Source organism: Pseudomonas sp. CDFA 610 (genome assembly GCF_021147865.1).
GTDB classification, from domain to species: domain Bacteria; phylum Pseudomonadota; class Gammaproteobacteria; order Pseudomonadales; family Pseudomonadaceae; genus Aquipseudomonas; species Aquipseudomonas alliivorans.
The window spans coordinates 146,126-166,187 of the sequence record NZ_JAGTPM010000001.1 but is presented as its reverse complement, the minus strand read 5'-3'; the positions used below and the strand labels follow the sequence as shown (position 1 = coordinate 166,187).

The following is a 20,062-nucleotide window of genomic DNA, read 5'->3' as shown; positions in this document are numbered from 1 at the left end:
CCGGGCCTGCCAGTGTTGCTAGACCGGAAAAAGCCAGCGAAACCCATAAAAACAACACATACCCAGCATCACACTGGTCAGAACCCGCCTGGTCCAGAGCATCAGAACAACGGTGCACAGCGCGCCCAGCAAGTAGGGATTGGTCAGACTCAGTTCCAGCCGGTGTTCAGGCAGAAAGATGATCGGCCCACAAATTGCGGTCAGCATGCCGGGCACGGCAAAGCCGAGAAAATCCCGTGCGTTGCGCCCCAGCGTGAACGGCAGGCGCGGCTCCAGAAACACGTAGCGATTGAAAAACACCGCCAGTCCCATTCCGATAATGACCCCAAAGATCATGATGCCTCCTGCCCCAGCGCGCGTTTGACGACAAAACCTGCGGTCATGCCTGCAATTCCGGCCAGCACCAGCGCCGCACTCCAGTGCCAGTAGCTGAACAGCACCGAACAGAACAGCGAAACGGCCACGCACACCACCACAGGCAAATTACGCACCAGCGGCGTGACCAGGGCGATGAAGGTGGCGATGATCGAGAACTCCAGCCCCAGATGTTCCAGCCCCGGAAAGCTGTTACCCAGCACGATGCCCAGAAAGGTAAAAAGGTTCCAGATCAGGTAGAACGTCAGCCCGACGCCGAGCGCGAACCAGCGATTGAACGATGCGCCCCCGTGTTGGCTGTTGAGGGCGAAGAATTCGTCGGTCAGCAGAAAACCCAGGCTCATCCGCCAGCGCAACGGCAGACGCGAAAGCGTCGGGCGCATGTGCAGCCCGTAGAGCAGGTGCTGCGAGGTCAAGAGCAGCGTCGTCAGCAGAATCGAGCCGATCCCTGCCCCGCTTTTCAGCATGCCGATAGCGACGAGTTGTGCGGCTCCCGCAAAGACGATAACTGACAGCCCCTGGCTTTCCAGCGGCGTGAGATTGGCTTCCAGCGCCAGAGACCCGGCCAGCAGGCCCCACGGCGCGCAGGCCAACGACAGCGGCATGACCGCAATGGCGCCCTGACTGAACGCCTGATAAGCAGATGAAGAACGAAACATGAACAACCGCATGACAGATTATGGGGCAGCAACTTTCGCAGAATCACGGGTGGACGTCTTGAATATTCGTGCGGGTTTCGATGATTTGAGTGGTGCGTGCAGCCCGGGATGCTCTGAGCACATCAAGACCGGACGCGCTGCGTCCCATCGGTCATTCACTTAATTGCTTCAGGAGCCCGTGTCAGGATAAAAGGCCTGACGCATCTATGGTCAGACGCCTCGCACAATGGCTATGCTGCGCCACATGAATGCATCGCTTCCCACCCGAAACCCTTGCCCACCCGGCGTCTGCGATTGCGAGCGGGAGCGGCTCGACGCGCCTGATGCCGACCGGCGGATTCTGCTGCTGACCCGCGATCAGGAGAAACGCCTGCTTGAGCGACTCGAGGCCATCACCAGCCTGAACGATCTGGAACACGTACTGCACAAGATCGAAGCGCAACTGGGCGTGCGTGTAGAAGTCATGCCGGGCTTCAACGAGGTACGCACCATGCGCGGCATCAATATTCTCGTGGAGCAGAAGGTCGGGGTCTGCCGCAAGACTCGCCAATCCATTCCAGCCGCTATCAGGCGGGCGCTGGAAGCCAACCCGCACATCGCCTGGCAATTGCTCAACGCCAACGACCTGCTGCGCGACGCCTGACTACCGGCTTGCAGGACGATGCGGCTATCATGCCGCGCCATCTTTCACAGCCGTCAAGGAGAGTCTTTGTGTCGCTCGTCATTCGCCCCGCCACTGCCGCCGACGCCAGCCAGATTCTGGCGTTCATCACCGAACTTGCGATCTACGAACGTGCCGGGCATGAGGTCAAGGCCAGCAAAGAGGACATTCAGCGTTCACTGTTTGCCGATAACGCACCCGCAAAGGCGCTGATGTGCCTGTACGACGACAAGCCCATCGGGTACGCCGTGTATTTCTGCAGTTACTCGACCTGGCTCGGTCGCAATGGCGTGTATCTGGAAGACCTGTACATCACACCGGAACAACGCGGCGTCGGTGCCGGACGCACGTTGCTGCGACACATTGCCCGCGAAGCAGTGGCCAACGACTGTGGCCGTCTGGAATGGAGCGTGCTGGACTGGAACGAGCCCGCTATCAAGTTCTACGAAGCCATCGGCGCAACGCCTCAGGATGAGTGGGTGCGCTATCGGATGGAAGGCAGTGTTCTGCGGGATTTCGCAGCGGGTGAGTGATCGTCAGACGCCGCATAACGAAAACGCCCGGCCTGCGTAAGGCCGGGCGTTTTTGCGAAGACAGGTTTCAACAGACACCAGGCGGAATGCCATCCTTATTGAAGTCCTTGAGCCGCTCCTTTTCCTCGGGCGTCGAGTGCGCAGGCACGTCGTCGCGAGGTTCCGGTTTCTTTTCGTCTTTCTTGTCGGTCATCGTCAGATGCTCCACTCGTGGCTGTCAACGTAAGGCCACGCGCGCAGCATTCGGTTCAGATTGATTCACCCTCGCATCAAGCCACTGCGCGCTGCTGCACGCTGTGTTCCAGTTGCCTGGCCACGCCCTGCAGGTCCAGCAGGGTCAAACGCCAGCTGCGTTCAGGGCTGCCGACACTGACCAGTGAGCGCGCCCGATCGTTGACCGAAATCTCCTTGCCCAGATTGGTCTGCCACCCCTGCTGGAGCATCGCTGGATCGAATTGATTGAAAGCGTCGATAGAATCCACCCGGCTGACCGCAAAGCCAAAGCACAGCCGCTCACCGCGCACGATCAGTACCCGCGACGCCTCGGTGCGCTCGGGCGAGACCTCCCCCAGCAGGCTGCTCAGGCAGATCAGCGGCACCTGCTCGCCGCGCAGATTGAACTGACCCAACAAATGCGTGGAAGGCTGGGACAAACCAATCAACTGCTGTGGCATGGCCATAATCTCGACGATCTGGCTCAACGGCGCTACAAAACGGGTCGGCGCATCGAAGAGCAGACAGGCGTGGCGCAACATGGCCTTGGTCACATCGTGCGAGGCCTGTGCGGGCTGCACGTCATTCTGGTAGACCTTGGTGTAACTCGTGACTTCAGGGCGCTGCAGCAACTGCGGGTGGTCAAGCAACAAGGCCTGCTCGCCCTCCTGCAGATTCATCACGCCTACGAACAGCTCAGGGTGCGGCAGGCCATAGCCAGGCACCGCCAATAGACTGTCCGGGTCCTGACGATGGATCGCCACCATCCGGTCATAGCCAAACCCGCAGACCCGCCCGTCCGGTGCCGTCAGCAGTAACAGCTGCGGTTTTGTGGTTTGACGCTGGTGATCCAGCCCCAGCACCTCGGAAAGATTCAACGCCGGAACTTGGGTGCCGCGCACCGACGTCACGCCGAAGCAGCAATCGCTGCCGAAATCCGACGCGCTGATGTCGGGCTCGTCCACCAGTTCGGTGACCACACTCGCATCGATACAGAAATGGCGGCCGTCGCATTCGAACACCAGGTAATGAAGCAGGCGATGCTTGGCGGCCTGGGCTTCTTCCTTGAGCAATTGCGCATGCTGATCGGCGGCAAACATCACCCCCGGCAAACCGGCCAGCACCGCCAGGTCCAGCTTGTAGATCATGCGCGACTCTTCGGTGTTCAACAGCAGCTCAGGCAGCAGTCCACCGCTGGCTCCGCCCGGGCCGATGGCGCAGAACTGCGATTCGCGGGCCTTGAGAATGTCGCACACGGCATCGATTGCCAGCCCCAGATAACCGCCGCTGAACTTCAGAATCGCCACCAGCGGTGTCGGTGCCGAGCGGTTGGCACCGTCGGCCAACTGACTGCGCAGATCCACCAACGGCACCGGTTTGCCACGCAAGGTGAAGACCCCCAGCAGCACGCCACGCGTCAGCGGGTGCGCCTGAAGGTCGGTCGGCCAGTGCACGGCTTCCATCAGCGCGTCGGCGATGACCGCCAGGTAGGTGCCGTTGATCTGCACCACCCCGTAGGCGTTCATGCCGCTCATGCAGATTGTCCGACGGACACCTTGTCCAGCCCTTCGGTGTTGCTGTTCGAATTGGTCTTGTGCAGTTCGATGATCAGCGATTCGACCTCCTGGGCAGACACACGCTGCTTCTCGGTGGCAGTGTTGATACCGTCAATGGCCTGAGTGGTTTGCATAACGCCTTCGACAATGTGCTCGAACGCCTCGCCAGCGCTGCGGGAAATCTCGTTGCCCGACTCGATCCGGCTGACCGTTTCCAGAATCAGTTTGTTGATTTCCTTGGTGGCGCGGGACGACTTCTCGGCCAGCTTGCGCACCTCGTCCGCCACCACGGAGAAGCCCAGGCCATGTTCACCGGCACGTGCCGCTTCGATGGCTGCGTTGAATGCCAGCATGTTCGTTTGACTGGCGATCTCACTGATCACCTGAACGATGTCCTGGATGCCTTCCGCCGATTTGGCGATCATGTCCATCGCTTCGGACGCTTTGCCCAGCGTCTGTGACCCACGGCTGGCCTGGTCGCGGGTCAGACGTGCCAAGCCGGTAGCCGTGTCCGTGCTCTGGGCCACATAAGCAATCGCGTTCATGAGCGCCTTGACCGATTCACCCATCGCCACGGTCTTGGCCTCGATGGCCTGTTCGATTTCGACCTGACGGGTAATGTCGGTGGCGAACTTGACCACTTTGAACGGTTTGCCTTCATGGTCGAAGATCGGGTTGTACGTTGCCTGAATCCAGACGTGCTGGCCATATTTGCTCAGACGCATGAAGCGTCCCGAGAAGAACTCGCCCTGCCCCAGCCCATGCCAGAACTCACGGTATGGCGTGCTGCGCACGTATTCCTCTTCACAGAAGATCCGGTGGTGCTGGCCCTTGATCTCCTGCATGCCGTAACCCATCGCTTTGAGAAAGTTGGGGTTTGCGGTGAGGATATTGCCGGCCATGTCGAATTCGATGACCGCCTGGGCGCGATCGATGGCAGTGACCTTGCCCTTGTCCTCGACACTGCTTTCTTTGGCATCGGTCACGTCGAGCGCGAACTTGACGATCTTGTAGGCTTTGCCCTGGGCATCGAAAATCGGATTGTAGGTGGCCTGAATCCAGATCTCCTTGCCGTCCTTGCGCCGACGTTTGTATTCGTTGGCGTCATATTCGCCACGGCCAAGTTTCTCCCACAGCTCACGGTAAGCCAGGCTGCTGACGAATTCTTCGGAGCAGAACATGCGGTGATGCTCGCCCACCACTTCGTTCAGATCGTAGCCAAATACATTCAGGAAGTTGCGGTTGGCCGTCAGCACCTTGCCGGTCAGGTCGAACTCAATCACCGCCTGGGAACGCTCGATGGCGGTCACCTTGCCTGCCTGTTCGGCCTGACGCGCACGGCTTTCCGTCACATCGTTGGCGAACTTGACGATCTTGTAAGGACGGCCTTCGGGGTCGAAGATCGGGTTGTAGGTCGCGCTGATCCACAGCTCGCGCCCATTCTTGCCCAACCGCTTGTATTCGCCGGAGTCATATTCGCCCCGCTCCAGCTTCGCCCAGAACGCTCGATAGGCCGGGCTGTTGAGGTATTCGTCATCGCAGAACATACGATGGTGCTGGCCCTGCACTTCGTCGAGGCGGTAACCCAGAATCGACAGGAAGTTTTCGTTGGCGTAGAGCACCCGCCCGTTCAGGTCAAACTCAATGACACCCTGCGAACGCTCGATGGCGGCAACCTTGCCTTCGTATTCGGCATGGGTCTTGCGCTGATGAGTGACGTCAGTCGCGAACTTTACAATCTTGACCGGGTTGCCGAGCTCGTCCAGCACCGGATTGTAGGTCGCCTGCAGCCAGATTTCCTTGCCACCCTTGCCCAGTCGTTTGTACTGACCCTCATCGAACGTACCCTTACCCAACTTTTCCCAGAAGGTGACGTATTCGACGCTGGACGCATAGTCGGGCGTGCAGAAAATGCGGTGATGCCGACCCTGGATTTCATCGAGTCGATACCCGACGCAATCGAGAAAGTTGGTGTTGGCCCGCAAGATATTGCCTTCGAGATCGAATTCGATCATCGCTTGCGACCGATCAATGGCCGTCATCAGCGAGTGGAGGTCCAACTGCACCCCGGTCATGTCCTTAGGGGTACTTACAGTTGTGGTCGACATGGAAAAATGCTCTGAGAGTCAAACAGTTATCAAAAGGGTGCTGCGTATGGGTGTCGGCAGAACAGGCAAACGGTCTTCGCCGCGTGAGACATTGCCGCCTGAAGGCGTCCGTGGGTAATCGTATTTCTCAATCCGTTTGATAGCGCTTCGGGGCTCTGCCGAGGAAAAGGCGTTGCGTACAGGTGCCTGATTGCTGATACAGATTGCGCCACGAGCCATTAGTTCGCCACTACCGATAATCTGGAAGCAGGCGCCGTGCCTCAGGAAAAAAACCACATGACCAAAACCACCGTACCGGTCCATGCAAGGGTAAGCAGGAAGGAAAGCCCTGCGAGACGCGGATCCATGAGTCCCCCGGACCTGACAAAAAACAGCATGTGGAAAAAAGCTAAGCCCTGCATACGCGTAACGGAGCCGGCCAGATCATAGGACCCCGCACTATTTTTCATCGGTGCCTGGGGCAGACCCGTGACATGGATCAAGGGGCTCGATCAATCACCGATGAGACAGAGGTGTCCAACAGCGTGCGGCCCGGATACTCAAAACTGACAATAACCGCATCATTGCATGTTCAGCCTGATCCAGATGTAACCAAAACTGTACACCCCCCCCCCAAAAAAAAAAAAAAAACAAGTGAGTTTCTGTACAAAACCTTTACAACTACCGCCATTGATCAGCCAGTAAAAACAGCAAAAATTTCAGGCATTACACCAACCCCAAGAAATCTCCTTAATAAAAAATCGACACACAACTTCAAGAATCTTATTTGATATTGGAGAGCCATCATAACCACAGGTAACAACAACTCTGGCAACTCTTTTCAAACGATCGGGAAAAAGCATCAGAAGCCGCCCGCAAAGTTGGAAAAAAGAGCCATGGTGGCGGCCGTCAATCCTCAGAATAGATAGAATGACGCACCGGTTGAATGCATGGTGTCCGACATGGACGACATTCAGCACGTCACACGTTGTTCAATCGCCTTGCGGGGGAGACAACGCCCCCCGCACGTGTATTTCTGTGAAATCGTCAGCAATAGCGCAACCCGATAGTTCGACGGTGCCTTGGGTGCCAACATAACGTACTGAGTTTGCGTTTATACCGCGTCCAAGGATGCGCACATGACGTTGCACATTATCAATTTCACCGGCCCGATCAACGCCTCGACCTGCGGACAGTTCGTCGAAAGGCCTGACCGCCGCCCCTCGTATCCTCGACACTGCCCGGGCGCTGGCCACCGGCATCATTTACGCCATCGAGCCCGTCCGGTTACGAGGCGAGTTCGTCATCCACGGCATCTACTCCTGATCGGGCCATGACCGGGTCACGCCAGGCTGGGCCTCAGGCGCATCGTCATCGTCGTCATCTTCGCGGTCGGCGCGGTCCGCCACGCGCAGGCGTCCGGATTCGCCTCCGGCGATGCGCTCCGCCTGATCGATACCACGCCTCATGGCATCGGGCACCGTCCACTCGGCGCCCGGCAGTTTCGTCGTGCGCCTGGCCACCGTATGCCCATCCTCTCCCGTGACGCAGACGACCAGTTCGATCGTGCCCTCCGGCAGCTGGCGGGCGCAGACATTAGCCGTGCAACCGTTTTCAAAATGTCGATCATAAGACTTTTCGGTCACCAGACTTTCAGACTTTGCAGGCGAGGTCTTATTCTTTTTGAACATATAACCCTCCAGAAAACACCGCAATAAACCCATCGCATGAAGACACTAAAATACTCATGAAGCATATGGTGTGTCGCCCATCCTTTACGCATTAAACGACAAAAGGTCACGCGCCGTTTCGCTTTTAATACCGTTTATCCTGTTTTCGGCACCTGCCTAAAACCAATGCCCATCCCGTACTTCAAACGCTCAACCCAGTTCAGACGTCGGTTTAACGAGAAAGTGATAAACGGTGCATCTAACCTGCCGAGAAGAGGTGCAAGATGTCGACGATTGACCAGCCTTGGAAACAGTCCCGCGCTCACTGTACCCCTGCCGACAAGACAGGCCATGTATATGAGCGAACTTCGGACGACGCGGGCAATGATACGTACAAAGAAAAACGCCCTGAACGACAGAAACAGAAACCCACGAATGACTACTGGGCATAGGGTGGTCATTCAGTAGAACCGGAAAACAGGCGTTCCTGACAGCCGATGAGTTCTGCGTTCAGCCGTCACGACAGTGAAACAGCATGTGCAAGTAACACTTAAAAGCGTGCCAGTCTCCATCGCAGGCTTTGCAACGTTCAGACCACGAAAACGTGTTGCACTCCCCGTTCAACCCTTGCGTGAGGTAGAGCGTCAATGCGAACGATCAAGTCTTGTCTGCTGGCGCTGTTCGTCGCCCTGACGCTGTCCGGCTGCAACTGGGTAGTGTTCAATCCCAGAGGCCAGATAGCCCTCGAGCAGCGCAATCTCATTATTCTGTCGACTGCCTTGATGCTCATCGTGGTCATTCCAGTGATTATCATGACCTTCCTGTTTGCCTACCGGTACCGGGCGACCAACAAGAAAGCCAGATACTCGCCGCGATGGGCCAGCTCGCACAAGATCGAGGCCGTCGTCTGGGGCGTTCCGCTGATCATCATTATCATTCTGGGCTGGGTCACTTGGGTTACGACGCACACGCTCGATCCGTATCGCCCGATCGAATCCGATAACCCGCCGCTCAATGTCCAGGTCGTCGCCATGGACTGGAAGTGGCTGTTCATCTACCCGGATCTGGGCATCGCCACGGTGAATGAGCTGGCCATGCCGGTGCATACGCCGGTCAGCTTCACGGTCACCTCGGACGCGGCCATGAATTCGTTCTTCATTCCCGCGCTGGGTGGACAGATCTACGCCATGGCCGGAATGCAGACCAGACTGCATCTGATCGCCAACGAACCGGGTCAGTACCGGGGCTTTTCCGCCAACTACAGCGGGCCGGGCTTTTCCGATATGCATTTCAGCACCCTCGCCACGACACCCGCCGACTTCGAGGCCTGGGTGGTCAAGGTCAAAGGCATTTCCCGAACTCTCGATCAATCTTCCTACAAGACCCTGGCCATACCGACCCACGGCTACGACATCACCTACTACTCCACGGTGGACCAGCGGTTGTTCAAGACCATCGTCGACAAGTATGAGGGCATGAACAAGGCCGGACGGACCGGACCGGAGCCTGTAGCGGCCGAAGACGCCGATGACCGGAATACGCTGACGAAGGAGCGCTGAGATGTTCGGAAAACTGTCATGGGATGCCATCCCGCTGCACGAACCCATCATCATGTACACGCTGGGGGTCGTCGCTCTGATCGCCATCGGCATGGTGGGCTCGATCACTTGGAAAGGCCAGTGGGGTTATCTGTGGCGCGAGTGGTTTACATCGGTGGATCACAAGAAGATCGGCTGCATGTACATCATCGTCGCACTGGTGATGCTGCTACGCGGTTTTTCCGACGCCATCATGATGCGCACCCAGCAGGCCATGGCGGCCGACGGCGGCCCCGGCTATCTGCCACCGGAGCACTACGACCAGATATTCACCGCTCACGGCGTGATCATGATTTTCTTCATGGCAATGCCGTTCATGGTCGGTCTGATGAACGTCGTGGTGCCGCTGCAGATCGGCGCACGTGATGTCGCCTACCCGTTTCTCAACGCCCTGAGCTTCTGGCTGTTCGTGGTGGGCGCGGCTCTGGTGAACATATCGCTGGGCGTCGGCGAGTTCGCGCGCACCGGCTGGGTGGCGTACCCGCCGCTCTCGGAACTGGGCTACAGCCCGGGCGTCGGGGTCGACTATTACATCTGGTCATTGCAAGTGTCCGGCATCGGGACGCTGCTGACCGGGCTGAATTTCTTCGTGACCATTCTCAAGATGCGCACCCAGGGCATGACGCTGTTCAAGATGCCGGTGTTTACCTGGACCTCGCTGTGCACCTCGATCCTGATTCTCGCTGCCTTTCCGATCCTCACCGCAACGCTGTTCATGCTCACTCTGGACCGCTACCTGGGCATGCACTTTTTCACCAGCGAAGCCGGCGGCAACCCGATGATGTACGTAAACCTGATCTGGGCGTGGGGGCACCCGGAGGTGTACATCCTGATCCTGCCGGCGTTTGGCATATTTTCGGAAATCGCCGCCACCTTCAGCAGCAAACGCCTGTTCGGCTACAAGTCGCTGGTCTGGGCCACCATCGTGATCACTGTGCTGTCGTTCATCGTCTGGCTGCATCACTTTTTCACCATGGGCGCAGGCGCCAACGTCAACGCCTTCTTCGGCATCATGACCATGATCATTGCCGTGCCGACGGGGGTGAAGATATTCACCTGGCTGTTCACGATGTATCACGGCCGGGTGCGCTTCGAGACGCCAATGCTCTGGACCATCGGCTTCATCGTGACCTTCAGCATTGGTGGCATGACCGGCGTTCTGCTGTCGGTGCCCGGTGCCGATTTTCTATTGCACAACAGCCTGTTTCTGGTCGCCCACTTTCATAACGTCATCATCGGTGGCGCGGTATTCGGTTACATGGCCGGGCTCACCTACTGGTTCCCCAAGGCATTCGGATTCAAACTCAACGACCGGCTTGGACGCATCTCTTTCTGGTGCTGGATCGTCGGCTTCTATTTCGCCTTCATGCCGTCCTACGTGTTGGGCTTCATGGGCATGACCCGACGCCTCAACCATTTCAACAACCCGGAATGGGCACCCTGGCTGATGCTCGAACTGATCGGCGTGGCGATCATCCTGTGCGGTGTGGCCGGACAGTTGCTGCAGTTGTTCGTCAGCATCCGCAATCGCCACAAGACCCGCGACACCACCGGCGACCCATGGGACGCAAGGACCCTGGAATGGGCAACCGCCTCCCCGCCTCCGGTCTACAACTTCGCCGAACAGCCCAGGGTCGATGACCTGGATGCCTACTGGGGCATGAAAGAGCGCGGTGTCAGCACGCTCAGCCATACCGATTACCGGGCCATCCACATGCCGCGCAACACGTCCGCCGGTCTGATCATCAGCATCTTCGCGCTGATCTGCAGTTTCGCGCTGATCTGGCATATCTGGTGGCTGGCGGCGTTCGGGTTATTGGCGTCGGTGGTCACGCTGATCGTGCGCAGTAACGACGATGACATCGATTATTTCATTCCCGCACGCGAGGTGGCCGAGATCGAACAGGCACGCCTGAAAGAGCTGGAGGAGGCCTGATCATGTCGAACATCGTGATCGAAAAGGACATTGCCCACAGCCACGAGCAGGGACACGAAGATTCGGGATCGCTGACCGTTTTCGGGTTCTGGGTCTACTTGATGACCGACTGCATCCTGTTTGCGACGCTGTTTGCAGGCTACGCGGTCCTGCGTGACAGCGTCGCGGGCGGGCCGTCCACGGTCGATATTTTCGAGTTGCCGTATGTGCTCACCGAAACCATGCTGCTGTTGTTCAGCAGCATCACTTACGGCTACGCCATGCTCGCGATGAACCGGGATGACACCTCCGGTGTTCTGCGCTGGCTGGGTCTGACGTTCGTGCTGGGGCTGGGGTTCATCGCGATGGAAATCAACGAATTCCATCACCTGATCGAGCAGGGTCACGGCCCTGATCGTAGCGCGTTTCTCACGGCCTTCTTCACCCTGGTCGGCACCCACGGCGCTCACGTTCTGACAGGGTTGGCGTGGATCGCGGTGCTGATCGGCCAAGTCTACTTTCGCGGCCTGACGACCACCAACGCCACACGCCTCAGTTGCCTGAGTCTGTTCTGGCATTTTCTCGACGTGGTCTGGATCTGCGTGTTCACCGTCGTCTACATCCTCGGAGTGCTCTGACATGTACACCCAAAGCCCTGTTCGCAGCACCGCCGGCACCAGCCTTGGCAGCAAGCGTTCGTACCTGGTCGGTTTCATTCTCTCGGTGGTGTTGACGCTGATTCCATTCTCGCTGGCCATGTACCCTGCGCTGCCGCGCATAACGACGGTGTGGCTGGTGGTTCTGACGGGCATGATTCAGGTGGTCGTGCACCTGAAATTCTTTCTCCATCTGGACACCGCCGTCGAGCAGCGCTGGAACCTGAGGGCGCTGATCTTCTCGGCGGTCATCATCGTCCTGCTGGTCGGCCTGACGCTGTGGATCATGTTTAGCATTCACCACAATATGCTTGCTCACTGACATGCCCGACCATGCACAGCTTTCGAACCGAATCATTCAATGTCGTTGTCTACGCGCCGCACAATCAGCGGCTGATCGGTATCTTCCAGGTCGATCTTCTGCGCAGCCATGCCAGCCTGATTGCCGGCTGCTTCGAGCGGTTCAGAATCACCATCGCTGGTCGGACTTTTCCGGTGTTCTACGACATGCCCATGATCATCCAGCACTGGCAGCAGTCGGTCGCAACGCTGCAACCCTTCGATGTTCAGGCAAGACTGCGCAAAACCCAAGGCGAATATCAGTGATATCGGGTCAGGGCGTTCCCCAATCTGGACGAAGCAGGTTTTGTGCCGCCAGTGGTACGGCACGATAGAGGACACCAACGAGCGGGTTCGTCCGGAGTCGGTGCTGCGCCAGTGGACTGACCGGCCGGGAGCGCGCAAACACGCAACAAGAGCAACAGTCATGAACATCCCTGCCCGTCTCGAGTTTCATGACGTCCAGAACGGCGTGAAAAAGAGCGTGGCCATTCTTGCCGAGGAGCTCTTCAAGAAGCCGGCGACACTACTGAACGGTCCTGCTCCGGCCGTTTTGGTTCAGAAGCAAAGACGCGCTCGCTAGCGCTCACCCTTCAACTTCCGATTAAACGAACTTGTACTTTTTACGGCGGCTATATAAAAAGATGCACCTGCAATATCATAAGGCCACCCAATACGCTTACATCAATGAACTGCAGACGATCACCGCATTGCCGTTGTGCCTGTCAGCAAGGACTTCTGCTCGCAGGCAAACAAGGACAATGATGTCGATCAAGGAGATGATCGAACAGTGCGCCCCGGAGTGACCATGAACAACAGATGTCAAATCGTGCAGTTTGCTCTGCTGGAGCGACTGGCAAAGATCGATAAGCTGTCCTGCCCCGATCAGTCGGCGGCCGTCCAGGAGCTACGCGACTTTATCACCAGCCCCACTCATCTGCCGCTCGATGACGAACTGCGTTATATCCTGGGCAGAGCGAATTTCAGCTGCATGTCCATCGCGCAGGGCCTGAGGCTGTTGGGGTACGAAATCCCGGAGAACTCTGAAGACGAACAGGCGGTGGCCATTCACTGGATGCTGTCGCATTACCTGCGAGACCCCGCCAACTGGCGCCAGAACGCCTCGGAGGAGTTTCATTTCAAATCCGAATGTTGAAGGCGCTTCCGGCTGGCGTTGCGCGGATGTCTGATACGCTTGAGGCCATGATCACCCGATCGACATGATCTTCACTGGCGAGGCACTCATGGTCACGTATTACCCTGCCGAGCATTTGCGGCCCGAGGAACGCTTCGACTATTGGCAGGAAGTTGTCAGCGCCACCTACGGCCTGGTCGCCAGTCGACCGCTGGATGACGCGCCTTTCACCGGCCGGTTGAACACCAGGATCCTCGGCGAGGTGGCCTTTACCCATATCGCGTCAACGCCACTTGCGTATGAGCGCTCCCCACGGGACACCCAAAGCGATCACTTTCTGATCTCTCTATCGTTCTGTCCACAGGCCATCGTCACTCAGACCGGTCGAGAATCTCGCCAGGCGCAGGGCGATATCGTTCTCTACGACAGCGCGCGCCCCTATGCCTGCAGTTATCCGAAAGGTGACGATCAGATCGTACTCACCGTGCCACGGACCTTGTTACTGCGGCACATTCCCGAGGCTGAGCGCGTGCTGTCGCGCACCCTGACAAGCCAGTCGCCGCTCGGCAGGCTGGCGGCAACGCTGCTGACGGAGATCTGCAGCAGTCAGGCATTGCCGGGCAATCTGGGTGCTCAACTCAATGCATCGTTTCTGGACGTCCTTAGCACGGCGTTCGAGTCAGCGTTTTCCAGCATAGACAAGGCACCACTCTCTCATCAGGAGCGCCAGCTTCGGCGTATCAAACAATTCATACAGGCGAACCTGCCAGACACCGGGCTCGACCTCGACAGCATCGCTCAGGCCAATCATGTTTCACCGCGCACCGTGAACCGACTGTTTGCCCGAGAAGGTACGACAGCCATTCGCTGGCTATGGCAACAACGTCTGTCGGCCTGTCATGAAGCCCTGCTGCGAGGTCGGTTCCGGCACGTCAGCGATGCCGCGCTGAGTGTCGGCTTCAGCAACTTCTCGCACTTCAGCCGTGCTTTCAAAAACGCCTACGGCGTATCGCCCCAGCAATTACTGAAACTGTGACCATTGGCGCGATGGGCACAACGACTGACCTTCCAGGCAAAGCCTGATGCTGAAGTAAAGTCCAGTATCGACGGGATGAAAGGCGCCTGCGCCTCACGCAACCCGTAGAAGGACACAGCATGACTGCCCCACAAGCCAAAACCCTTCGCTTGATCTTCCCTCAATGGCAGGGCGGCAATAACGCACCGTATCACTTCGGTGCCCAATTGCTGGCCTGGCTGGCACCGCAAACGGAAGGGCCGGTCGAACACGTACCTGTGGCCGGGCCCGACGCGCGCGACCTGCCACTTGAAAACGGGATCATCGCTCGCAACGCCTTGCTCACGCAGCTTGAACAGGCCAGGCAATTGATCGATCGTCACCTGCCGGATCGCATGGTGATACTGGGCGGCGATTGCCTGGTTGACCTGGCGCCCTTTGCCTACCTGAACGAGCGTTACGACGGGGACCTGGCAGTGCTGTGGATCGATGCCCATCCCGATGTGCTGACCCCCGACGACTTTCAGCACGCCCACGCGATGGTGATGGGTAATCTGCTGGGTGAAGGCGATGCCGACTTTGTCAGCGCGGTGAAACGTCCGATCAAACCGGCCAACGTGATGTACGCCGGCCTTCAGGAAACCCAGGATGTGGAGACGGCATTCATCAAACGTCTCGGGCTGCGCAGCGCAAGTGCCGATGAACTGGCACATGGCAGCGAGCCGGTGTTGCACTGGCTGAGAGAGACCGGCGCAAGGCACCTGGCGGTTCACTTCGATCTGGACGTACTGGACCCGACGCTGTTCCGCTCGTTGCTATTCGCCAAACCGGGCATCGCAGCCGACACGTTCGACGGTGTCGCGCAGGGCAAGATGACCATGGAACAGGTCGTGCGCCTGCTGGCCGATGTGTCCCGTGAGGTCGATGTGGTCGGCCTCGGCATTGCCGAACATTTACCATGGGACACCCTGGCACTCAGAGACATGCTGGCGAAGCTGCCTCTGCTGGGTCAGCCCGCTATCGACCACACGCATTGACCAACGGCACTCGCCCGCGCCACGGCCGGGCGCGCTCCAGTTGTCCGGCCAGCGCCAGCAGCGTGCTTTCCTCGCCAAATCGTCCGGCAAAGTGTGCGCCCATGGGCAAGCCTGCGGCGCTCCAGAACAGCGGCACTGACATCGCCGGTTGACCGCTGGCATTGAACAGTGCCGCAAAGGGCGAGTAGCGATGAGAACGCTCGATCATTTCCTCGAAACTCAAACTGATATCCGGTACGACAAGCTCACCAATGCGTGCCGGCTCGCGCGTCAGCACCGGCGAGAGAATCATGTCGTAATCCTGCATGAACGCTGCCAGTCGTCGCCCCAGTGCGTGAATCCATTCGACGGCGGCGGCGTACTGCGCGCCGCTGACGTCGCCCTTATCACGCAGAATGATGCGCGTGCGCGCTTCCAGTTCGGCGTCTTGCACATCAAAACCGCGCATGCGCCCCAGCAGATCGACATGGTTGCGGGTATTGGCACCGATGATGGTGAACACCTGGTCGAGGAACTCGGGCAGTACCACCGGCAGGCTCACCCGTTCGACCCGGTGACCCAGTGACTCGCACAACTGCGCCGCGTCGCGTACGGCTACAAGACTCTCGTCCGAGGTTGGCCAGGTGCCTGATTGTTCGATCAATGCAACGCGCAGCGACTTGGGATCATGCCGCACCGCGTTGCCATAAGGCGTGGCCTGAACGGGTGCCGCATAAGGCGCGCCAAGGTCCATGCCCGCCGTGGCGTCCAGCAACGCGGCGCTGTCACGCACCGACAGCGTGAGGGCATGCGAGATGCTCAGCCCGGCCCAGCCTTCGCCCACCATCGGTCCTGATGGCATCAGGCCGCGACTGGGCTTGAAGCCGAACACACCGCAGCAGGACGCAGGTACTCGCAACGAACCACCGCCGTCGTTGCCGTGGGCAAAAGGCACCACCCGCGCCGCCACCAATGCGGCAGCACCGCCACTTGAACCACCTGCGCTATGGTCAGGATTCCAGGGGTTGCGGGTAGCGCCAAAGCGAGTGGACTCGGTGGAGTATGAGGTGCCGAATTCCGGCGCCGTGCTGGTCCCCAGCAACACGCATCCCGCACGCCTCAGGCGGCTGACACCTTCAGCATCGAAGCTGGCACGAAACGCGCCCATCGACAGCGAGCCGTTGCTCATTACGGCGCCGTTGACGGGTGAAAACAGATCTTTGATGAGTGTCGGAACGCCCGCGAAAACACCCTCACCTTTTTTCAGATTCAGCGCCGTGCTACGGGCCGAGTCATACAGTCGCTCGGCGACGGCATTGAGCTGCGGTTCGACCTGCTCAATGCGCAGGATTACAGCCTCCAGCAGGTCGATCGGCTGAACCTCTCCACGCCTGACCCACTCGGCCAGGCCAGTCGCGTCCTCGTCGTTCAACAATGCCTGAATATCTCTCATGTGAAAGCCCCTGATGTTCTGGATTCAACTGGAAAGGGAGATCGCCGGTCACGGCAATCGCGTTAAAAACTGTGGCCGACCCGCAGGGCCACGGTATAACCCTCGGAGCGGTTGCGCGCACCGAACTCTTTATAGAGGTGAAACCACGCAGCAGGCAGGCCGGGCGCGAAGTAGCTGATTGCAGGCCCAACGGCGATCACCCTGGCGCGATTGCCGGTTTCCAGCCCTGGCGCATCGTCATCGGATAACTGCCGGTAGTAATACCCGCCCAGTCCCAGGGTGAAAGGGCCTGCATGCTGACCGACGGCAAACTCATGACGGTATTCGACGCCGCTCGTGTAATCGGTGGCGCGATTGCGAGTATTGAAGTCCGTCTGGAAACTGCTGGACACCTCGAAACCGGTGTCGGTGACGTAGGTTGCGTTGACCGTGGGCGAGAATGTCCAATGGTTCACCCCCGGCGAGATCAAACGATTCTTGTCGTAGTCTCCGGTCGGCGCTTGAACCTGCAAGCGCGCATTGACGAATAGATTCGCAGAAAGATCCCACTGCAGAATCAGCGGCGATACCGACACATCTGCCATGCGAAATGGATCCGCCTTGAGGTCCAGAGGACCGCCCGGGGTCTGGACCCGAAACGAAGCGTCCATCTGAAAGAAAGGGACCGCCACGCTGTAGCCGAAACGCGCACCCAGCATCCGGTAATCGGTCATGCGAAAGTACGCAACGCCGATGGACAGGACATCCAGAGAAAAGTTGTTGTCCAGCGAGCGACCCTGGCGGTCTTTCTGTACGTTGGCCGAATAGAACGCCACGCGCATTCCCAGCGTGCCCACCGGGGTCGATGGGGGCAGTATGCCTGCTCCAAAATCGTAGACACCGAAAGAGGTGGCAGGCGCCCCGTTCTCTGTGGCATGAAGCGTGAAGCTCAGGCTGATCAGGCCCAACGTCAAGAAGGTGAAGCGTCTGATAGTGAAATTATTGTTATGGCTCATCGCATGTCCCTGACCACGAAGGTGGTGGGCCCATGCTAGTGAGTCGTGTCCGCAGGCCGTTATCCGATTTCAGCAAACATGGGAGCGTTGCAAGGTCTGCGAGGGCGTCTCGCCGAACAGCGTGCGGTAGTCACTGGCGAACCGGCTCAGATGCCAGAATCCCCAGCGCGCTGCGACCGCCTGAACCTGTTCAATCCGGTCGCTTTCGCGCAGCTCGCGCCTGACAGCATTGAGACGCAAGGTCCTCAGGTACGCCACAGGGTTGATGCCCAGCGTTTCCTGAAAACAGTACTGAAGTTTGCGGCGGCTGGTCCCGATGTGGTTGCACACATCCAGAATCGATAACGGTTCATCAAGATGCGCCAAGGCATACTCACGTGCCCGGTCCACCACTCTTTTACGGGCAGTAGGGTTAAGCGGCGGTGCCTGATCCGGTGACACCAGCTCCAGCACTTGCAACATTACGGCATCACGAATGCCACGCCGGATCGAATCGTGTTCAAGCTTCTCTAGAGACGCCTGCTCACCGTTCAACAGGTTATCGAACAGCGCAGCGAACCTTGTCCGCACTGTCGGATCGGCCAAACGGTAACACGTGGGAAGATCGGTAATTTCAAAACGACTGCCCTGACGTTCCAGCGCATACGCCAAGGCGCCCTCTTCAATCGCCACGCCCAAGGCGTCCAGTTGCAGAGGCGTGCTCAACTCCGGAAGATGCTCGCCATGCGCGACGATTACGCTGGGCTCCTGAAGGGTATGCCCAGCGCAGAACGCCGGACCGTTGGCGCTCAAGGGCAACGCAAAAACAATCGCGCCCTTCCAGGCCGAGCCGCTTTTGACAAGCGCCTGATTAGAGCGGTCACGGACCAATTGCAGCCAGTCCGAGCGAAACTCAGTCAGCTCACCTTCAAAGCCACCAGGCGTCAGTTGGTCGTAACGAACCTGCCATCCGCCAAGGTTGCGACCGTGCTCGTCAATGTCGCAGGTCTGGAAATGCTGTAGGTGAGGTGCGGTCTGTATCGCCGCATTATTGTTATTCATCGGCCTTGCCCTCAATGCGTTTCAAGGTCACGAGGGTGAAGGGAGGCAAGTTTCGTTCCGGTGATGTCAGGGTCGGATGATTTGTGCTGAAAACGGCTGGTGCTCTTCCGGGGTATCAAGAGGGCATTACATTTGAACGTGCGCTCTCGGTGCCCTTGTTCCCAACACCCTTCTCCCGGAAAAACATCCGCCGATAATCCGAAGGCGACGTGCCCAACTGCGCGCTGAACTGTTGCCGCAAGGACAGCGGTGTTCCGAACCCGGCTTCCCCTGCAATGCACTCGATCGGCAGGTCCGTCGTTTCCAGTAACTGCTGCGCTCTGGAAACCCGCTCTGCGTTCAGCCAGTTGGAAACCGTACTGCCGGTCGCTTCCTTGAAGCGGCGTGTGAAGGTGCGCCTGCTCATCCGCGCCTTTTCAGCCAGAACATCTAGCGACAGTTCGTTGCCCAGATTGACGCGTGCCCATGCCAGCACTTCGGACAGGTGGGTTTCGGTCGCCAGGTGAGGCACCGGGTTTTCCACGTATTGCGCCTGCCCGCCCTGCCTGTGTGGAGGCGTCACCAGCAGTCTGGCGGTGCGGTTTGCAGCATCGGCACCGTGGCGTTCACGTATCAGGTGCAGGCAGCAGTCGATGGCGGCCATGGTTCCGGCGGACGTCATGATGTTATCCGCGCTGACGTACAGCACATCGGGCCGAAAACGCGCTTTGGGGAAACGCTGTGCGAAGACGTCGCGGGCAATCCAATGCGTCGTCGCTTCCTTGCCATCGAGCAAACCGGCATCGCCAAGCACGAACGAGCCCAGGCACAGCCCCACGATCAGTTTGCCTCGGGCGTTGGCATCCTGAAGCGCCTTGACGAGCGATGCAGACGCAGGCTCAAGGTTATCGGCCCAGGCCGGAATGATGATGACGTCGCAGCTTGTCATCAGCTCAAGCCCATGCTCGACAGCGATGCCAAGGCCCTGATCACTGCCGACCATGCCCGGCGCTTGCGCGCAGTAGTTGATCTCGTACCGGGCCTCATCGGGTGCGGCTTCAACAGCGCCCAGTACGATCCCCGGCACGGACAGGTGAAACAGGCTTACGCCTTCAAAAGCCAGAACGGCAACGCGTATGCGTGACATGGCGCAATCTCTGACGGAA

At 58.6% G+C, this 20,062-nt stretch carries 21 protein-coding genes and 3 pseudogenes; 13 read left to right on the top strand and 11 right to left on the bottom strand.

Annotation, left to right across the window (positions count from 1 at the left end):
* Positions 1-18 precede the first annotated feature (18 nt).
* Positions 19-336 carry an AzlD domain-containing protein gene (locus KDX39_RS00815; RefSeq protein WP_231658862.1) on the bottom strand — a complete coding sequence of 106 codons (318 nt, stop codon included), beginning with the start codon at positions 334-336 and terminating at the stop codon, positions 19-21.
* Complete coding sequence (locus KDX39_RS00810; RefSeq protein ID WP_099226552.1) at positions 333-1,034, bottom strand: AzlC family ABC transporter permease; 702 nt, start codon at positions 1,032-1,034, stop codon at positions 333-335. The genes KDX39_RS00815 and KDX39_RS00810 overlap by 4 nt, the downstream gene beginning before the upstream one ends.
* A gap of 244 nt (positions 1,035-1,278) precedes the next feature.
* On the opposite strand from KDX39_RS00810, the gene KDX39_RS00805 reads away from it, so the two are divergent.
* Both KDX39_RS00805 and KDX39_RS00800 read left to right on the top strand, forming a co-directional pair.
* Positions 1,279-1,677: a hypothetical protein gene (locus KDX39_RS00805; RefSeq protein WP_231658860.1), complete on the top strand. Its 399-nt coding sequence runs from the start codon at positions 1,279-1,281 to the stop codon at positions 1,675-1,677.
* Between the two features lie 68 nt (positions 1,678-1,745).
* Entirely contained in the window at positions 1,746-2,228 is a 483-nt protein-coding gene (locus KDX39_RS00800) for a GNAT family N-acetyltransferase (RefSeq protein WP_231658859.1), read from the top strand.
* A 67-nt stretch (positions 2,229-2,295) separates the two neighbouring features.
* Here the strand turns inward: KDX39_RS00800 and KDX39_RS26325 are convergent, their stop codons facing one another.
* The 4 genes and pseudogenes from KDX39_RS26325 to KDX39_RS00790 all read right to left on the bottom strand — a co-directional run.
* The gene (locus KDX39_RS26325; RefSeq protein WP_004887921.1) at positions 2,296-2,421 is read right to left on the bottom strand and encodes a hypothetical protein; all 126 of its coding nucleotides are present in this window, start codon (positions 2,419-2,421) and stop codon (positions 2,296-2,298) included.
* Between the two features lie 76 nt (positions 2,422-2,497).
* Positions 2,498-3,976, bottom strand: coding sequence for a chemotaxis protein CheW (locus KDX39_RS00795; RefSeq protein ID WP_231658858.1), 1,479 nt, complete (start codon positions 3,974-3,976; stop codon positions 2,498-2,500).
* A pseudogene (locus tag KDX39_RS26475) lies at positions 3,973-4,437 on the bottom strand (methyl-accepting chemotaxis protein); the annotation flags it as partial. The pseudogene KDX39_RS26475 and the gene KDX39_RS00795, both read right to left, overlap by 4 nt.
* A 162-nt stretch (positions 4,438-4,599) precedes the next feature.
* Positions 4,600-6,039 (bottom strand): annotated as a pseudogene (locus KDX39_RS00790) (PAS domain S-box protein); the annotation flags it as partial.
* Between the two features lie 578 nt (positions 6,040-6,617).
* Between KDX39_RS00790 and KDX39_RS00785 the strand changes: the two are divergent.
* A complete protein-coding gene (locus KDX39_RS00785) occupies positions 6,618-6,875 on the top strand; it encodes a hypothetical protein (protein WP_231658856.1) in 258 nt (85 codons plus the stop codon).
* Positions 6,876-6,922: 47 nt separating this feature from the next.
* A pseudogene (locus KDX39_RS00780) lies at positions 6,923-7,009 on the top strand (KGG domain-containing protein); the annotation flags it as partial.
* A gap of 391 nt (positions 7,010-7,400) precedes the next feature.
* On the opposite strand, the gene KDX39_RS00775 reads toward KDX39_RS00780, so the two are convergent.
* Positions 7,401-7,775: a hypothetical protein gene (locus KDX39_RS00775; protein WP_231658855.1), complete on the bottom strand. Its 375-nt coding sequence runs from the start codon at positions 7,773-7,775 to the stop codon at positions 7,401-7,403.
* A 626-nt stretch (positions 7,776-8,401) separates the two neighbouring features.
* Between KDX39_RS00775 and cyoA the strand changes: the two genes are divergently transcribed.
* The 9 genes from cyoA to KDX39_RS00730 all read left to right on the top strand — a co-directional run bounded on the left by cyoA (position 8,402) and on the right by KDX39_RS00730 (position 15,449).
* Complete coding sequence (gene cyoA, locus KDX39_RS00770; RefSeq protein WP_231658854.1) at positions 8,402-9,313, top strand: ubiquinol oxidase subunit II; 912 nt, start codon at positions 8,402-8,404, stop codon at positions 9,311-9,313.
* A 1-nt stretch (position 9,314) separates the two neighbouring features.
* On the top strand, positions 9,315-11,288 hold the full coding sequence (gene cyoB, locus KDX39_RS00765) for a cytochrome o ubiquinol oxidase subunit I (protein ID WP_231658853.1): 1,974 nt from the start codon (positions 9,315-9,317) through the stop codon (positions 11,286-11,288).
* Positions 11,289-11,290: 2 nt separating this feature from the next.
* Positions 11,291-11,905, top strand: a complete 615-nt coding sequence (gene cyoC / locus KDX39_RS00760) for a cytochrome o ubiquinol oxidase subunit III (protein WP_231658852.1) — start codon at positions 11,291-11,293, stop codon at positions 11,903-11,905.
* Between the two features lies 1 nt (position 11,906).
* Positions 11,907-12,245, top strand: coding sequence for a cytochrome o ubiquinol oxidase subunit IV (cyoD, locus tag KDX39_RS00755; protein ID WP_231658851.1), 339 nt, complete (start codon positions 11,907-11,909; stop codon positions 12,243-12,245).
* A gap of 11 nt (positions 12,246-12,256) precedes the next feature.
* On the top strand, positions 12,257-12,529 hold the full coding sequence (locus KDX39_RS00750; protein WP_231658850.1) for a hypothetical protein: 273 nt from the start codon (positions 12,257-12,259) through the stop codon (positions 12,527-12,529).
* Between the two features lie 160 nt (positions 12,530-12,689).
* Entirely contained in the window at positions 12,690-12,845 is a 156-nt protein-coding gene (locus tag KDX39_RS00745; RefSeq protein ID WP_231658849.1) for a hypothetical protein, read from the top strand.
* Positions 12,846-13,070: 225 nt separating this feature from the next.
* The gene (locus KDX39_RS00740; RefSeq protein WP_231658848.1) at positions 13,071-13,418 is read left to right on the top strand and encodes a hypothetical protein; all 348 of its coding nucleotides are present in this window, start codon (positions 13,071-13,073) and stop codon (positions 13,416-13,418) included.
* Positions 13,419-13,506: 88 nt separating this feature from the next.
* Positions 13,507-14,433: a helix-turn-helix domain-containing protein gene (locus KDX39_RS00735; RefSeq protein WP_231658847.1), complete on the top strand. Its 927-nt coding sequence runs from the start codon at positions 13,507-13,509 to the stop codon at positions 14,431-14,433.
* A gap of 119 nt (positions 14,434-14,552) precedes the next feature.
* Positions 14,553-15,449, top strand: coding sequence for an arginase family protein (locus KDX39_RS00730; RefSeq protein ID WP_231658846.1), 897 nt, complete (start codon positions 14,553-14,555; stop codon positions 15,447-15,449).
* On the opposite strand, the gene KDX39_RS00725 is transcribed toward KDX39_RS00730, so the two are convergent.
* From KDX39_RS00725 to KDX39_RS00710, 4 genes are all read right to left on the bottom strand, one after another.
* A complete protein-coding gene (locus KDX39_RS00725) occupies positions 15,430-16,881 on the bottom strand; it encodes an amidase (protein WP_231658845.1) in 1,452 nt (483 codons plus the stop codon). The two genes, KDX39_RS00730 and KDX39_RS00725, sit on opposite strands and share 20 nt — an antisense overlap.
* A 62-nt stretch (positions 16,882-16,943) precedes the next feature.
* The gene (locus tag KDX39_RS00720) at positions 16,944-17,876 is read right to left on the bottom strand and encodes a SphA family protein (RefSeq protein ID WP_231658844.1); all 933 of its coding nucleotides are present in this window, start codon (positions 17,874-17,876) and stop codon (positions 16,944-16,946) included.
* Between the two features lie 69 nt (positions 17,877-17,945).
* Complete coding sequence (locus KDX39_RS00715) at positions 17,946-18,917, bottom strand: helix-turn-helix domain-containing protein (RefSeq protein WP_231658843.1); 972 nt, start codon at positions 18,915-18,917, stop codon at positions 17,946-17,948.
* A gap of 115 nt (positions 18,918-19,032) precedes the next feature.
* Positions 19,033-20,043: a GlxA family transcriptional regulator gene (locus tag KDX39_RS00710; RefSeq protein WP_231658842.1), complete on the bottom strand. Its 1,011-nt coding sequence runs from the start codon at positions 20,041-20,043 to the stop codon at positions 19,033-19,035.
* Positions 20,044-20,062 lie beyond the last annotated feature (19 nt).

Bases quoted from the DNA above. Each gene is read 5' to 3' on its own strand.
- cyoD (WP_231658851.1), top strand. From the start codon at position 11,907: ATGTACACCCAAAGCCCTGTTCGCAGCACCGCCGGCACCAGCCTTGGC.
- KDX39_RS26325 (WP_004887921.1), bottom strand. From the start codon at position 2,421: ATGACCGACAAGAAAGACGAAAAGAAACCGGAACCTCGCGACGACGTG.
- KDX39_RS00740 (WP_231658848.1), top strand. From the start codon at position 13,071: ATGAACAACAGATGTCAAATCGTGCAGTTTGCTCTGCTGGAGCGACTG.
- KDX39_RS00725 (WP_231658845.1), bottom strand. From the start codon at position 16,881: ATGAGAGATATTCAGGCATTGTTGAACGACGAGGACGCGACTGGCCTG.
- KDX39_RS00735 (WP_231658847.1), top strand. From the start codon at position 13,507: ATGGTCACGTATTACCCTGCCGAGCATTTGCGGCCCGAGGAACGCTTC.
- cyoB (WP_231658853.1), top strand. From the start codon at position 9,315: ATGTTCGGAAAACTGTCATGGGATGCCATCCCGCTGCACGAACCCATC.
- KDX39_RS00715 (WP_231658843.1), bottom strand. From the start codon at position 18,917: ATGAATAACAATAATGCGGCGATACAGACCGCACCTCACCTACAGCAT.
- KDX39_RS00720 (WP_231658844.1), bottom strand. From the start codon at position 17,876: ATGAGCCATAACAATAATTTCACTATCAGACGCTTCACCTTCTTGACG.
- KDX39_RS00805 (WP_231658860.1), top strand. From the start codon at position 1,279: ATGAATGCATCGCTTCCCACCCGAAACCCTTGCCCACCCGGCGTCTGC.
- cyoA (WP_231658854.1), top strand. From the start codon at position 8,402: ATGCGAACGATCAAGTCTTGTCTGCTGGCGCTGTTCGTCGCCCTGACG.
- KDX39_RS00775 (WP_231658855.1), bottom strand. From the start codon at position 7,775: ATGTTCAAAAAGAATAAGACCTCGCCTGCAAAGTCTGAAAGTCTGGTG.
- KDX39_RS00750 (WP_231658850.1), top strand. From the start codon at position 12,257: ATGCACAGCTTTCGAACCGAATCATTCAATGTCGTTGTCTACGCGCCG.
- cyoC (WP_231658852.1), top strand. From the start codon at position 11,291: ATGTCGAACATCGTGATCGAAAAGGACATTGCCCACAGCCACGAGCAG.
- KDX39_RS00815 (WP_231658862.1), bottom strand. From the start codon at position 336: ATGATCTTTGGGGTCATTATCGGAATGGGACTGGCGGTGTTTTTCAAT.
- KDX39_RS00710 (WP_231658842.1), bottom strand. From the start codon at position 20,043: ATGTCACGCATACGCGTTGCCGTTCTGGCTTTTGAAGGCGTAAGCCTG.
- KDX39_RS00795 (WP_231658858.1), bottom strand. From the start codon at position 3,976: ATGAGCGGCATGAACGCCTACGGGGTGGTGCAGATCAACGGCACCTAC.
- KDX39_RS00730 (WP_231658846.1), top strand. From the start codon at position 14,553: ATGACTGCCCCACAAGCCAAAACCCTTCGCTTGATCTTCCCTCAATGG.
- KDX39_RS00810 (WP_099226552.1), bottom strand. From the start codon at position 1,034: ATGTTTCGTTCTTCATCTGCTTATCAGGCGTTCAGTCAGGGCGCCATT.
- KDX39_RS00745 (WP_231658849.1), top strand. From the start codon at position 12,690: ATGAACATCCCTGCCCGTCTCGAGTTTCATGACGTCCAGAACGGCGTG.